8 protein-coding genes are annotated in these 13,757 nt (G+C 66.5%); 3 read left to right on the top strand and 5 right to left on the bottom strand.

All coding sequences use genetic code 11. The annotated features are described in order from the left end of the window. Positions 1-652, bottom strand: a 652-nt coding sequence (locus LL06_RS12405) for a transglycosylase domain-containing protein (protein WP_035527013.1), incomplete at its 3' end; no start/stop codon positions are given. Continuing rightward, positions 649-6,096 carry an alpha-2-macroglobulin family protein gene (locus LL06_RS12400; RefSeq protein ID WP_035527011.1) on the bottom strand — a complete coding sequence of 1,816 codons (5,448 nt, stop codon included), beginning with the start codon at positions 6,094-6,096 and terminating at the stop codon, positions 649-651. The genes LL06_RS12405 and LL06_RS12400, both read right to left, overlap by 4 nt. Positions 6,097-6,441: 345 nt before the next feature. Between LL06_RS12400 and LL06_RS12395 the strand changes: the two genes are divergently transcribed. After that, positions 6,442-6,801, top strand: coding sequence for a metalloregulator ArsR/SmtB family transcription factor (locus tag LL06_RS12395; protein ID WP_035527007.1), 360 nt, complete (start codon positions 6,442-6,444; stop codon positions 6,799-6,801). A gap of 114 nt (positions 6,802-6,915) precedes the next feature. On the opposite strand, the gene hemA is transcribed toward LL06_RS12395, so the two are convergent. Together hemA and LL06_RS12385 are read right to left on the bottom strand one after the other, a co-directional pair. Further along, positions 6,916-8,133: a 5-aminolevulinate synthase gene (hemA, locus tag LL06_RS12390; RefSeq protein ID WP_035527004.1), complete on the bottom strand. Its 1,218-nt coding sequence runs from the start codon at positions 8,131-8,133 to the stop codon at positions 6,916-6,918. A 190-nt stretch (positions 8,134-8,323) separates the two neighbouring features. Then, a complete protein-coding gene (locus LL06_RS12385) occupies positions 8,324-9,700 on the bottom strand; it encodes a glutamine synthetase family protein (RefSeq protein ID WP_035527001.1) in 1,377 nt (458 codons plus the stop codon). A gap of 252 nt (positions 9,701-9,952) precedes the next feature. On the opposite strand from LL06_RS12385, the gene LL06_RS12380 reads away from it, so the two are divergent. Both LL06_RS12380 and LL06_RS12375 read left to right on the top strand, forming a co-directional pair. Further along, entirely contained in the window at positions 9,953-11,341 is a 1,389-nt protein-coding gene (locus tag LL06_RS12380) for an aspartate aminotransferase family protein (protein WP_035527000.1), read from the top strand. Positions 11,342-11,444: 103 nt separating this feature from the next. Continuing rightward, positions 11,445-12,560: an acyltransferase gene (locus LL06_RS12375; RefSeq protein WP_152599584.1), complete on the top strand. Its 1,116-nt coding sequence runs from the start codon at positions 11,445-11,447 to the stop codon at positions 12,558-12,560. Between the two features lie 109 nt (positions 12,561-12,669). On the opposite strand, the gene LL06_RS12370 is transcribed toward LL06_RS12375, so the two are convergent. Then, on the bottom strand, positions 12,670-13,740 hold the full coding sequence (locus tag LL06_RS12370) for a BMP family ABC transporter substrate-binding protein (RefSeq protein WP_035526994.1): 1,071 nt from the start codon (positions 13,738-13,740) through the stop codon (positions 12,670-12,672). Between the last annotated feature and the right edge of the window lie 17 nt (positions 13,741-13,757).

The following is a 13,757-nucleotide window of genomic DNA, read 5'->3' as shown; positions in this document are numbered from 1 at the left end:
CCGGACGCCGGGATTCGGGCGACTGCGGCAGGGCCACCAGCAGCGCTGCCTGCGACAGCGACAGTTTCCTGGGCTCCCGTCCGAACCAGGCGAGGCTCGCCGCCCGCACCCCTTCGAGATTGCCGCCATAGGGGGCAAGCGTCAGGTAGAGCCTGAGGATCTCGTCCTTGCCGAGCCGCCGCTCGATCTGCAGCGCGCGGGCCATCTGGCGGAGCTTGGCGGCGAGCGAGCGTTCGGTGCGCGGCTCGATCAGCCGGGCGAGCTGCATGGTGATGGTCGAGCCGCCCGAGACGATGCGGCCGCCATTGCCGACGAACTGCGCCGCCGCGCGCATCAGCGCCACCGGGTCGACGCCGTGGTGCGACCGGAACCGCCGGTCCTCATAGGCGATCAGCATGTTGACGTAGTCGGGATCGACCTCGTCCAGCGTCACCGGCAGCCGCCAGACGCCGCCCGCCGCGGTGTAGGCCCTGAGCAGGCCTCCGTCGCGGTCGAGCACCTGGCGCGAGATCGCATTCGCGGCCTCAAGCGGCGGCGGATAGGCCTGGTCGGCCCGGTCGAGCGCGAACAGCGCCAGTCCCGCCGCCGCCACGCAGCAGGCGCCCGCCAGCGCGGCCCGGCGCAGGAACCGCAGGAGGCGCGGCCGCATCATGGCCGCCCGAGCACCTCAAGGACGCCCGTGGCCGTGCGCGCGGCGAGCTCCGGACGGTACATATCCTCGACCACCGCCGCCGGATGCGCATAGACGCCGGGCGTCACCGCCCGCACCACATAGGCCGCCAAGAAGTCGCGGCTGGAGGAGTCCGACCGGTCGAACGCCGCCATGAAGCGGTCGGTGCGGAACTCGGCGTGGCTGGCCGTGGGCTCGCCCAGCCAGGCGAAATTGCCCAGTTCGGCGCTGCCGATCAGGCGCGGATTGTCGATGACGAAGCCCGCCGGCAGCAGGTCGGTGACCACCACCCGCGATGGCCAGGCATTTGCCTCGCGCATCTGCAGCACCACCACGAAGCGGTCGTTCTGGTTGACCGCCGAGATCGAGGCCGGCTGGCCGTCGAGCGTGTAGTAGTTGCGGCTGATGTCGAAACCGGTCCCCCCGGCGCTCAGCGGCTGGGCGGGGGCGGCGATGGTGGTGACCACCGCATCCACCGGCTCCGGACCCTGGTTGACGAGCGTCAGCGGATTGGCGGCGATGTCCTCGCCGCTCATCCGGTTCTCGTAGGCGCCGGCAAAGGCCTGGCCGTTGACATTGACCGAGATCGACCGGTTGCCCGCCGTGATCGCGCGCGCGGCCAGCACCATCCAGGCGTCTTCCTGGGTGCTGGTCGCCGACCGTGCGGCCTTGGCGTCGCTCACGAACCGGATCAGCTCCGGCACGACGCCGGGCGTGGGCGTCGATTCCGCCGCCAGCGCCAGCATCGCCGCGCCGTCGCGCAGGTTGGAGCCGTAATCGTCGCGCCCGCCCAGCATCATGGCGGTGGCGCGGGCATGGTCGAAGGCGGAGCGGAAGCTCTCCTCGGCCCGCTGCGGATCGCCATAGAGCGACAGCGCCGCGCCGATCTGGGCGCGGGCCAACGGTTGCGCGAAGGCATCGATCTGGCTGTCGGAGTAATAGCGCAGGTCGGTAGCGGCGGCCTTCTGGTTGCGCGCCAGCACATAGAGCGCATAGGCGATGCTGCTGCCCTGGCTGCCCACGTCGGTGGTGTAGGCCAGCGTGTTCTGCAGATTGTCGAGCGCGAGCCTGCTTGCCACCGGCGGCACCGAGAAGCCCTTCTCGGCAGCGCGGGTCAGGAAGTCGGTGACATAGGCGTCAAGCCAAAGATCGCCCGATCCCGGCCCCCAGAGGCCGAAACTGCCCGAGGAGGACTGGTAGGCCACGAGCCGGGTGATGGCGCCCTCGATCCGCTTGCGGATCTCTGCGGCGTCGTCGCCGAACGTGTCGCCGAGATCGCTGAGATAGAGCAGCGGCAACGCCCGGCTGGTGGTCTGCTCGGCGCAGCCATAGGGATAGCGCTCGAGCGCCATCAGGAGCGAGGCGACGTCGAAGGCGGCGTTGCGGGTGACGCCGACGGTGACCGAGGCGCCGTCGAGCTGGCTGTCGGCCAGCAGTTCGCTGTCGATCCTGAGGGTGCCGCCATTGCCGGCGAGGCTGATGATCCGCTTGGTGGTGACCGGCATGGCCGACGGCCTGACGGTGACGATCTCCTCGCGGTCGAGCGCGAGCCCGCTGGGGCCCGAGAGCGCGATGGTGATGGTGTCGGACCCGGTTTGCAGCCCCTCCAGCGGCAGCACCAGGCTGTCGCGGGCGCCTGCGCCGAGATCGAGGGTCTGGCGCATCCCGCTTCCGGCCTTTACCCGGCCGGACGCCGTCAACAGTTCCACACTGTAGCTTCCGGCGGGGCCGTCGGTGTTGGCGAGTTCGACCAGGATCTCCGACGTGTCTCCCGGCGCCAGGAACTGCGGCAGGCTGGCGGTGATCACCACCGGATCGCGGACGATCACGTCCTGCGTCGCGTGGCCAAGGCCGCCGGCGCTCCAGGCGACCACGTTGACGCGGACGGTGCCGTTGAACTGCGGCATGTCGAAGGTGACGCTGGCCTTGCCATTGGCGTCGACCTCGACTGGCCCCTCGAAGAAGGCCACCAGCTTTTCACGCGGCGGGCTGCCGTCGGCGCGCATCATCGCGCCGTCGCCGCCCGAGCGGATGCGCCCGGTGACGCCGGCCGAGCCGTCGATCAGGCGGCCATAGAGGTCGCGGATCTCGAGCCCCAGGGCGCGCTGGCCGAAATACCAGGCTTCGGGATCCGCCGCGGCGTGCCGGGTCAGGTTGAGAATGCCGACGTCCACCGCCGACACCGTGACGAAGGCTTGTTCGCCCGGCGTCAGGCCGGCGAGCGTGACGGGTACCGTGAAGGGTCCGCGCGGCGTGGTCTTTTCCGGCAGATCGAGGCTCACCGAGAGCTGCTTGTCCGCGGGATCGACCGACAGCCACTTGACGCCGATGGCGCGCATCAGCATGCGCGATGCCTCGTCGCCCGGCCGGTAGAGCGTGGCGGTGACATAGGCGCCCGCGCCCCATTCCTCGGTCACGGGCAGGTCGATGGTGGCGCCGTCTTCGCCGACGGAGGCGGTGGTGGTGGCGATCAACCGCTCGGAACCGACCGTGATCAGCGCCTCGCCGGCAAAGCGCGGCGAGATCCTGAGCTGCGCGGTCTCGCCCACTTGGTAGCTGTCCTTGTCGAAGGCGATCTCGAGCCCGTCTGGGCTTTCGATCGACTTGGCCTCGACATGCCAGCCGGCGTCGAACAAGACGCTGCTCTCCGCACCGTCGGCGCCGGTGATATCGAGGCGGTAGCGGCCCCACGGGACAACGGCTGCGACCCGGGCGGGCTCGTCGACGCCGAGGTCGACCTCGCCGTCGGCGATCTCGGTGGTGAAATCCACCACCTCGTAGTTCCAGGAACTGCCCTCGCGGTACCACTGGTAGTTCCGCTCGATGCTGACCAGCGACCAGGTGGCGCCGGGCATGGCGATGCGTGCGCCGTCGGCGTCGACGGCGATGACGCGGAACCCCGCCTCGCTGTTTTCAGTAACCTGCCCGTCGTTGAAATCCGGGTTGATGCCGATGCGCGGGCCCTCGGTGGCGACCTTGAGCTCGACCGTGCGTTCGACCGCCCGGCCGCCGTTCTCCGAGGCGCGGACCGTCACGTCGGCCTTGAGGAACTGCGTGGTGGCGGGCAATGCCGCAAGATCGACCTCGACGATCCCCTCGCCCGCTTCGTCAAGCGCCGCCAGATTGTCGAGCGCGATGCGCGAATTCTCGAATTCCTCGTCCGCCAGACCGAATTCATAGCCCGGATAGGCCGCGAGCTCGCGCGAGCGGCTGACGACGATCTCGCCTTCGGTGGCGAGGCCCCCCGCGGGGGCGCCATAGAGATAGCGGCCGGTGACCGCGATCTCGGCCGGACTGTCGGGGCTCACCACGGCCTCGCCGGCGTCGAGGTCGATCTCGATGCGGTCGGGCTGGAAATCCTCGACCAGGAACGCGACCTCGGCAATCGCCGGGCGCTTGGGGTCGGTGTGCAGGCTTGCGCGCCAGGCGCCCTGCATGGCGTTGCCGGGCAAATCGAAGGCCAGCGCATGGCCGCCGAGCGCCGCGCCGTCGGAGACTTCGCGGCGGTCCTCCACGCCATCGGGCCGCTGCAGGATGATAGTGAGCGGCAGGTCCGCCAGGGCCTCGGCCTGCCCGTCGCGGGCAAGGGCTGCGAGATGAACCGTCTCGCCCGGGCGGTAGATGCCGCGCTCGGTCCAGGCCATCACGTCGACGCCGCCGGGAGACGGTCGTCCGGCCACGCCGCGGTCGGAGAGGTCGAAGCCGCCGGTAGTCAGGTCGAGAAAGACGAAATCGCCGTCCTCGCCCTTGGCCAGCAGCGCCGCCGGGGCAAGACCCGACTGGCCGCGGATCAGGCCGGGCTGGAACGTGGCGCGGCCGTCGGCGTCCGTCACCGCCTCGCCCAGCACCTCGTTGTTGCGCGCAAGCAGCGTGAGCGCGACGGAGCCCAGCGGCTCGGCCGTCTCCAGCGAGCGCAGGAACACCGACAGTCCGTCTTCCCCGGCGAAGGTCGAAAGCCCGATGTCGGAAATGACGAACCACTGCGTGGCCTTGGGCTCCCAGCTTTCCGACTTGTCGCCGAGCGGCGCGGCGCTCAGCACATAGACGCCGGGCTCGCGTTCGGGCAGCAGGGTGTCGATCGGGATGCTGGTGACGACTTCGCGGTTGGGCTCGCTGGCGATCTCGACCGCGCCTTCCCAGACCGGCGCGCCGACATCGCCGGCAATGGTTTCGAGCGAATAGCTGTCGAGCTGCCTGAGGAATTCGGATCCCGAGATGATGCGCGACAGGGCGCGGTCGCCCACCCTGAACAGCTTGAGATCGGCCGAAGGCGCATTGATGGTGACCAGCGGAATGCCGAGCCGCGACTTGGCGGGCAGCACGAAGCTCGACCCGCTGAAGCGGGCGACGGGGGCGCGGTCGCGCACGTAGAGCGACAGCTCCACCGGCGCTTCCAGGCTCTCGTCGACCGAAGACGGCAGGCCCTCGCGCAGCACCAGCCGGTAGCGCCGGCCGTGTTCGAGGCCGTTGACGCAGATCTGCGCCGCATCGGTCTCGATGGCCACGTCGCTGGCGCCGTCGATGCTGACGAAGCCGGAATAGTCCTGGCCCGGAATCAGCTCCTCGGAGAACTGCACGCAGACGCGCGGGGTTTCGCTGTCGGCGTCGATGGTGTTGTCGACCACCCGGAACCCGTGCGTGGCGCGCAGGTCCTCGTACTCCGCGCGCAGCGCCGGAACTTCGGCGATCTCGAGGCTGGCCCGGTAGGCCGCCAGCGCCGGACGCCAGCTTTCCGACCGCGCCAGGGCTTCGCCCAGCACGGCCAGCGAATCGGCGCGCGCGGAGGCGGTCCGCGAGGTCTGATAGGCGTTGATGGCCGCCGAGATCGCCACCGAGCGCAGGCTGCGCAGCATCGACTCGTCCTGCGTCACATAGGCGAGCGAACCGCGCGACAGCTCGCTCCAGGTGAGGCTCTGCGCCGGATCGGCCGCCGCCGCCATGGCATAGAACCGGACCACGCCGTCCATGTCGCCTTCCGCGGCCGCCGACTGGGCCAGCGCGATATATTGCGAAGCGCTGCCGCCGGCGCCGCTGTTGCGCGCGATCGTCCGCTCGCGGTAGCCGCGGGCTTCATCGAGAAGCGACGCGGGGACGAAGGCGAGATCCGGCGCCGCTCCAAGGTCCGGCTCGCCGCCGCTGACCACCCGGCCGGCAATGGCGCCGGCGAAGGGATTGATGGTGTTGTAGTCGGATTTGAGGAAGCACCATTTGGCCTTGACGTTGTAGGTGAAGGCCTTGCATTGCCGGTCGTCGAGACAGGCAGCCTCGCATTGCTTGAGGCCGATGTCCCGCACCGTCCGCAGGTCGAAGCCGAAATAATCCGCGTTTTCAGTGGTTTCGATTCGCCGCGAGGCATCCTGGGCCATCGCCGGCAGCGCCATGATCACAAGAGTGATGCAGATCAGAATGCGACGGAGTGCAGACATGGTACCTCCCGCGCCCGGGCTCGGCCGGGCAGATTGCGAACCCTCCATGTCCTCCTCATTCCGCCTGTGGCGACCTGATCCCGGACCATGGACCTGACCTCAAGAGTAGGGCCGGATCAGGCTTGCGGGCAAGAGGATTCCGGTGCGGTGGCGACGATTGCACGCTGTTGCGCGAAGGCTCCGGGAAATCGCATCCGCGCATTGCGGAGCGCGTCTATAATCGGTTAGAATTGTGCATCCGCGTCGCCAGGATCACCCCAGCCTCCCAAAGGTGCCGAAGGCGCCCTTTTCGTGCCGACCCAAACGCCCTATATCCCATTTCATTCATTCATCGAGCGAAACAAGATGTCATTACCGCAAATCAGAGCCGATATGGATCAGGAAGAATTGAACGTGCTTCTGGTCCAGGCACGCAAGGCCAGCGAACTGCTGAAATCACTGAGCCACGAGACCCGGCTCATGATTCTGTGCATTCTGTCCGAAGGCGAGAAATCGGTTTCCGAACTCGAGGAAATCCTCGCCATGCCGCAGGCCGCGGTGTCGCAGCAACTGGCGCGGCTTCGCCTGGACGGACTGGTCAGGACCAGGCGCGAGGGACGGATGATCTATTATTCGATCCTCAATCAGGAAGTCTCCTCGGTCATCGGCACGCTGTACACGCTGTTCTGCGCGCCCGTGCGCAACAAGGACGACCAGGCGGACTGAACGGCGCATCCGCCCTCGCCCGCCGTTCCCGCATTCTGCACACAGAAAAGCCGGCCAGGTCGTCCCTGGCCGGCTTTCTCAATGACGGGTCCCGCCTTCGGGACAAGCAGCGTGTCAGGCCACCGCACGGGCCAGGGCGCACTGCGACCACAATTCGCTCAATGCGCCCGCCAGCTTCTCGATGTCGGCGTCCGAATGCATCGGCGTCGGCGTGATGCGCAGCCGCTCGGTCTTGACCGGAACCGTCGGGTAATTGATCGGCTGCACATAGATGCCGTGATTCTCCATCATCACGTCGGAGATCCATTTGCACTTGGATGCATTGCCCACCATCACCGGCACGATGTGGCTGGGATTGGGCATGTGCGGGATGCCGTGCGAATCAAGCGCGCGGCGCACCTTGGCGACGGCGTCCTGATGGCGGCGGCGCTCGAGCTGGCTGGCCTTGAGATGGCGGATCGAGGCGGCGGCACCGGCGGCGAGCGAGGGCGGCAGCGCGGTGGTGAAGATGAAGCCCGAGGCAAAGCTGCGGACGAAATCGCACAGCGCGCGGGTTCCGGTGATGTAGCCGCCCATGACGCCGAAGGCCTTGCCGAGCGTGCCTTCGATGACGCTCAGGCGATGCATGAGGCCTTCGCGTTCGGCGATGCCGCCGCCGCGCGGACCGTACATGCCCACAGCGTGGACTTCATCGAGATAGGTCAGCGCGCCGAATTCTTCGGCGACGTCGCAGAGCGCCGCGATCGGGGCGATGTCGCCATCCATCGAATAGACGCTCTCGAAGGCCACCATCTTCGGGGCGGCGGGATCGTCGAGCGCCATCAGGCGGCGGAGATCCTCGGGATCATTGTGCCGGAAAACCCGCTTCTCGCAGCGGGAATGGCGGATGCCCTCGATCATCGAGGCGTGGTTGAGCGCGTCGGAATAGACGATGATGCCGGGGATCTTGCCGGCCAGGGTTCCCAGCGCCGCCCAGTTGGACACGTAGCCCGAGGTGAAGATCAGCGCGTCTTCCTTGCCGTGCAGATCAGCCAGCTCGCGTTCGAGCAGCACGTGATAGTGATTGGTGCCGGAGATGTTGCGGGTGCCGCCGGCGCCAGCGCCGCAGCGCTCGATGGCTTCCTTCATGGCGCCTGTCACCAGCGGATTCTGGCCCATGCCGAGATAATCGTTGGAACACCAGACCGTCACGTCCTGCGTCGATCCATCGGGCCGGTAACGCGTGGCTCGCGGAAAACCGCCAGCATGGCGCTCGAGGTCGGCAAACACCCGGTAGTTCCCCGCTTCGTGCAGGCCGCCGAGCTTTTCCTCGAAGAACGCTTCAAAATCCATTGTATTCTTCCTATGTGTCACCAACAAGATGCGAAACAATAACGATCGCGTCAACCCGGAAAGCGGACTCGACATGATCGTCAAATCGTCGCACACGGCGCATGGGGAGACTTTGTCCTATGTCAAATCGCGACCGGACATATCCTATTCATTGACCATGACCGAAGCATAAATGGCGCATGACCTTTGCTCAAAGATAGGTCGAGCGCTCCAGCGGGGTGATCTCGTTGTCGAAGGCCTTGAGTTCCTCGCGCTTGATTTCGGCGAAGATGCGGCGCAGTTCCGGCCCGAACAGGCGGCGGATGAAATCGGAGCGCTCGAAATCCTCGATGGCGTCGTCCATGTCGTCCGACAATTGCGGCAGCGGCACATTGTAGGCGTTGCCCTCCACCGCCGGCGGCGGCATTTTCCCGTTCTCGAGCCCTTCGAGCATGCCGCCCAGCACGCCCGCCAGCACGAAATAGGGATTGGCGTCGGCGCCCGACATGCGGTGCTCGAGCCGCCGCGAGCGGTCGTCGGAAGCCGGAACCCGAACCACCACCGAACGGTTGTTGCGGCCCCAGGCGATGCGGGTCGGCGCATAGGAGCCCGGCTGAAGCCGGCGATAGCCGTTGAAGCCGGGGATATAGAGCAGCAGCGTGTCCTTGAGCGTGTCGAGCAGGCCCGCCGCCGCATGCTGCAGGCGCAGGTCGCCCGCCTCGCCGGCAAAGATGTTGGTTCCGTCCGCATCGAGGATACTGGCGTGCACATGCATGCCGTTGCCCGGCCACTCCAGGAAGGGCTTGGCCATAAACGTCGCCCTGAGCCCGTGCTTGTGCGCCGATTCGGTGATCAGCCGGCGCAGCAGCACTGTGTCGTCGGCCGCGGCCATCGCATCGTCGCGATGCTTGAGATTGACCTCGAACTGGCCCGGCGCCGCCTCCTTGATGATCGTGTCGATCGGCAGGCCCTGCGCCACGGCCGCGGCGCGGATCTCGGCGAAGAGATCGCTCTGGCCGCGCAGCTCCGACAGCGAGTACATCTGCTGCTGGTCCGGACCCGGCCCGTGGTCCTTGCCCATGCGGCCGGAGCGCTGGAACACCGCCGGATCGACCAGATAGAATTCGAGCTCGAACGCGGTGACCGGGCGCAGCCCCTTGGCGGTGAAGCGGTCGACGATGCGCTGGAGCACGTTGCGCGGATCGTAGTCGCAGGGCTCGCCGTTCTCGGTGTACATCGACATCAGCACCTGTGCCGAGGGCCGCGGCGCCCAGGGGGCGCGGTTGATGCGGCCGGGAATGGCGCGGCAATAGCCGTCGATGTCGCCGGTCTCGATGTGGATGCCGGTCGATTCGACCTCCCTGCCCCAGATGTCGAGACCGAAGATCGACAAAGGCATGTTGATGCCGGGATAGCCGGCCTTGCCCAGCGCCTCGGTCGGCCCCCACTTGCCGCGCATCACGCCGTTGATGTCGGGAATCAGGAAATCGACCGATTCGATGTCGGGATTGGCGGCCAGGAACCGCTCGGCCTCCTCATTGGTGGGGAGCTTCGCGTCTGTGTTGGTCGTGCTGGCGCTCTCGCGCATAATGTCACCATGCCCCTTCAGGACTTTCCGTTTGCGCACCGAAGAACCGGCCGCATCCTTGGAACGGGCCGGTGCTTGAGCACCTTTGAGCCACCGCATATACAGCATCGCGCGGATGAATCCATTTGATCCCGATATCCGTCAGGCGGAGAGTGCGGTGCTTGTCCGCACGGAAAATTTGTGCACACACTCAAATAAAGGTCAAACGGGTTTGCATAAGGCCTTTGCCTAAAACCAGTCAGGAATGAACAAATGCGCGTCAATGTGTCTTCTCATGATCTCAAGGTCTCCGATCACAAGCACCATCTTCACCCCTTCACCGATCATGGCGCCCTTGGCATCGACGAGCGGCGGGTGATCTCCCGGGCCGACGGGGTCTGGATCTGGGACACCGACGGCAACCGCATGCTCGACGGTATGGCGGGCCTGTGGTGCGTCAATGTGGGCCATGGACGGCAGGAGATCGTCGAGGCCGTGCGCGCGCAGATGAGCGAATTGTCCTATTACAACACCTTCTTCAAGACCACGCATCCGCCGGTGATCGAACTCTCCGAGATGATCGCGGGCCTCGCGCCCGAGCACATGAACATGGTGTTCTACGGCGGCTCCGGCTCGGACGCCAACGACACGATCTTCCGGCTCGTGCGCTATTACTGGGACCTGATGGGCAAGCCCGACAAGAAGATCATCCTGTCGCGGCAGAATGCCTATCACGGCTCCACCGTCGCCGGCGCCTCGCTCGGCGGCATGGGCGGCATGCACGGCCAGGGCGACCTGCCGATTCCCGGCATACGCCACATCGCCCAACCCTACTGGTTCGGCGAAGGCATGAAGACCGGCATGAGCGAGGACGAATTCGGCCTGTGGGCGGCGCGCGAACTGGAACGCGCCATCGACGAGATCGGCGAGGACAAGATCGGCGCCTTCATCGCCGAGCCGATCCAGGGCGCGGGCGGCGTCATCATTCCGCCGGCCACCTACTGGCCGGAAGTGAGCCGCATCCTGAGCGAGCGCGACATCCTGTTCGTCTCCGACGAAGTCATCTGCGGCTTCGGCCGCACCGGCGAGTGGTTCGGCGCGACCACTTACGGCACCAAGCCGGACCTGATGGCGATCGCCAAGGGCATGACCTCGGGCTACCTGCCGATGGGCGGCGTGATCGTCTCGGACCGGGTGGCCGAGGTGCTGCACGAGAAGGGCGGCGAATTCTACCACGGCTACACCTATTCGGGTCATCCCGCGGCCTGTGCGGCGGCGATCGCCAATCTCACCATCATGAAGCGCGAGAAACTGGTCGATCGCGTCCGCGACGACATCGGCCCCTATTTCCAGAAGCGCTGGCTGGAGCTGGGCGACCATCCGATGGTCGGCGAAGCCCGGATGAAGGGCCTGGTCGGCGCGCTCGAACTGGTGCCGGACAAGGAAGACCTGTCGAAGCGGTTCGGCGATGTCGGCAAGGTCGGCACCATCGCCCGCGACCATTCCTTCAACAGCGGCCTGGTGATGCGCGCCGTGCGCGACAGCCTGATCATCTCGCCGCCGCTGGTCATCACCGAGGAGGAGACCGACGAACTCGTCGCCAGCGCCCGAAGGGCGCTCGACCTCGCCTGGGACGACGTGCGCAAGCAGGGCCTCGCCTGAGCGGCGGCCCGCATTAACCCTTACGCTTAAGCTTAACGCCGGGTTATCAAGCCCGGCGTTTTGCTTTGCGCTATCATGGTGGTCACGTTGAAGGGAGACCGCCGTGCGAGACGATCATTCGATGGGAAGCCCCACCCGGGCCAGCGACCGCAACGGGTTGCTCGACCTCTTGCGCTTTGGCGCCGCCCTGATGGTCACCGCCTATCACTTTCTCTATCGCGGCGCGCGCGAGGGCGGCTATCTCGACCATGCCTATGGCGCGACCGGAGACGCCGTGACGCTCGGCTATCTCGGCGTCAACCTGTTCTTCCTGATCTCCGGCTTCGTCATCATCTGGTCGGCGTCGGGGCGCGACTGGTACGCGTTTTCCGTGAGCCGGCTGGCGCGGCTCTATCCGGCGCATCTGGCGGCCATGACCATCACCTTCCTCATCATGGCCTGGTGGGCCGAACCGCCCTTCCTCACCGATGTCTCCCACTGGCTCGCGAACCTGACGATGCTGGCGCCGATGTTCGGTTCGGCCTTCATGGACGGTGCCTACTGGTCGATCGTCATCGAGCTGATCTTCTATTTCTGGGTGGCGGTCGGCCTGTTCACCGGCCTGCTGCCGCGCCACACCGACCGCGTGGTCGCGGCCTGGCTGGCGCTGATCGTCGCCAACAACCTCCTCATCGGCTCGCGTCCCGTGGAGCTGATCCTGCTGACCGAATACGGCGCCTATTTCGCGCTGGGCGCGATGGTGTGGCGGATCTCCTCGCTCGGCGCCAGCAATCTCCGGCTGTTCCTGGCCGGGCTCGCGCTGGTGATGACATTCCATGCCGCCGAAGTGCAGCGGCTCGACGTCATCTCCCGGCTCGGCGAGGCCTCCACCCCGGGGATGGTCGCGCTGGCCAATGCCGGCCTCGTCGCGGTGTTCCTGCTGGCGGCAATCCTGGGCCGCCATGTCCGGGCCGGTCCCTGGATCCTGGCGCTCGGCGGAATCAGCTATCCGCTCTACCTCGTCCACCAAAACTCCGGCTATATCCTCATCAACCTCACGGCCCCGGTGATCGGCAAATGGAGTGCCTTCGCGCTGGCGATCCTGCTGTCGCTGGCGGTGAGCTGGTGGATCTACCGGCAGGTGGAGCCGGGCGGGCGCAGGCTCATCCGGGCGCTGTTCTCGCCGGCCGCGCGCTTCCTGCCGCGCACGCTGCCGCGATACCCCGCGCCGGCCGAATGAAGGCCGCAAGACGACGGGGATAACAAGAGGGGCGGCCCATGCAGCCGCCCCCGCTTCTTTTCGATCTTTGCCTGCAGCGCCCCGCCTCAAGCGCGGCGCGCCCTGCGCCTTATTGCGGCAGCTTGTCGTCCACGCCTTCGACGTAGAAGTTCATGCCGAGCAGCGTGCCGTCGTCGGCGGTTTCGCCTTCCTTGAGCCAGACGGTGCCGTCCTGCTTGTTGATCGGGCCGGTGAAGGGATGCAGTTCGCCCGATTCGATCTTGGCCTGGGTCTCTTCCGCCATCGCCTTCACGTCGTCAGGCATGTTGGTGTAGGGCGCCATCGACAGGATGCCGTCCTTGAGCCCGTCCCAGGAGGACTGGCCGCCCTTCCAGGTGCCGTCCATCGCAGCCTTGATCTGCTTCTCGTAATAGGGACCCCAGGTGTCCTCGATGGCGGTGAGCTGCGCGGTCGGGCCGGCCTGGATCTGGTCGAAGGCCTGGCCGAAGGCCTTGATGCCGCGTTCCTCGGCAACCTGCATCGGGCCGGTCGAATCGGTGTGCTGGGTGATGATGTCCACGCCCTGGTCGATCAGCGCCTTGGCGGCGTCGGCTTCCTTGCCGGCGTCGAACCAGCTATTGACCCACACCACCTTGAGCTTGAAGTCGGGATTGACCGAGCGCGCGCCGGTGAGGAAGCCGTTGATGCCCATCACCACTTCCGGGATCGGGAAGGAGGCGATGTAGCCGGCGACGCCGGTCTTGGACATCTTGCCGGCGATCTGGCCGATGATGTAGCGGCCTTCATAGAAGCGCGAGTTGTAGGTGGTGACGTTCGGCGCGGTCTTGTAGCCGGTGGCGTGCTCGAATTTCACGTCCGGAAATTTTTCGGCGACCGCGATCGTCGGGTCCATGAAGCCGAACGAGGTGGTGAAGATGATGCCGCAGCCGGAGCGGGCGAAGCGCTCGATGGCGCGTTCGGCGTCCGGACCTTCCGGCACGTTCTCGAGCGCCACGGTCTCGACCTTGTCGCCGAGCTTTTCCTGAGCATATTCGCGGCCGACTTCATGCGCCTGGGTCCAGCCGCCATCGGTCTTCGAGCCGACATAGATGAAGCAGGCCTTGTATTTCTCCTGGGCCACGGCGCTTGTCGCGGTGGCGGCAGCCAGCGTTGCCGCCAGTGCAAGAACGATTTTCTTCATGTGGTTCACCTCTCTGT

This window comes from Hoeflea sp. BAL378, from assembly GCF_000759435.1.
GTDB lineage: Bacteria > Pseudomonadota > Alphaproteobacteria > Rhizobiales > Rhizobiaceae > Hoeflea.
Note: the sequence above shows the minus strand (reverse complement) of the source record. Positions and strands in the feature narration are given on the sequence as shown.